Below are 1,009 nucleotides of genomic sequence, written 5' to 3' on the forward strand. Positions count from 1 at the left end.
GGCCAGAAGCGGCCGGACAGCACGAACCCCACCGCGCCGGCCCCGGCCCGGACGGCGGCCGCGCCGGCGCCGGCCCGGGCACGGGCGCGGGCCGAAGGCTGGACCGCCGGGGCGGGAAGCCGTCCGGCGCCGGGACTGGCGCCCGGAGCCCCGACTCCGGGTCCGGTGACGCCCGACGAGGCGGGTCCCGCCCGGACGGACGGGGCGCCCGGCCCGGGGCTGCCGACCCCGGCCCCCGCCCGCATGCCTGGAGACCGAGGCGTCCCTGCGGCAGGGAGCGCGCCCGCGACCTCCGAAACCTGCAACGCGGAGACGGCCTGCGCTTCGGCCCCCGGTACGGGGTCGATGGTCCTGGATCCGGCTCCAGCGCGGCCCGGCTGCACGGCCGCCACCGGGCCGGGCTCGGCGGCGGGCGCGGCGGCTTCCGCCCTGGACCCGGCCCGGGTACGGGCCGAAGGCGCGGCCGTCGGGGCGGGGAGCCTCCCGGCGCCTGTCCTGGCGCCGGGACATGGGCCGGGCGCCCCGGCCTCCGCAGGGGCCGACGGGGCCGGGACCGCCCGGCGTGTCCCGGTGCCGGGACACGCGGCCGCGGAGGCGGCCGGGGAGCCCACGGCTTCGGGTGTCGGCGGGGTGGGGGAAGGTTTCGCCCCGGCCGGACGGGCCGACGGCGCGCCGCGCGTCCCCGGAGCGGTACCGGGGCCGTCCCGCACGGACCGGCCCCTGCCCGAGCCGCTGGAAGCGGGCCACACGAACTGGACCGCCGGGCCTCCGGACGCCGACCGCGCCGACCGGACGGGGACCGAGCCCGCGCAGACGGCCCGCGCGGACCGGACCCTGCCCGCCCGCCCGGAGGGGCACCGCTCCCAGCCGACCCGGACCGGACCGCCGCAGGCGCTAGCCACCCAACCAACCCGGACCGAGCCCCCGCCGACAGCCCATACCGACCGGACCCGGACCGAGCCCCCGCAGACGGCCCGCGCGGACTGGACCCTGCCCGCCCGCCCGGAGG

The 1,009-nt window shown here is 82.7% G+C and carries 2 pseudogenes; one reads left to right on the forward strand and one right to left on the reverse strand.

Annotation, left to right across the window (positions count from 1 at the left end):
* Window positions 1-245, reverse strand: a pseudogene (locus tag VR44_RS46725) (hypothetical protein); the annotation flags it as partial.
* 325 nt (window positions 246-570) lie between these two features.
* Here VR44_RS46725 and VR44_RS46730 point away from each other — a divergent pair.
* A pseudogene (locus VR44_RS46730) lies at window positions 571-1,009 on the forward strand (hypothetical protein); the annotation flags it as partial.

Origin of the sequence: Streptomyces katrae (assembly GCF_000966975.1) — a bacterium.
GTDB classification, from domain to species: domain Bacteria; phylum Actinomycetota; class Actinomycetes; order Streptomycetales; family Streptomycetaceae; genus Streptomyces; species Streptomyces katrae.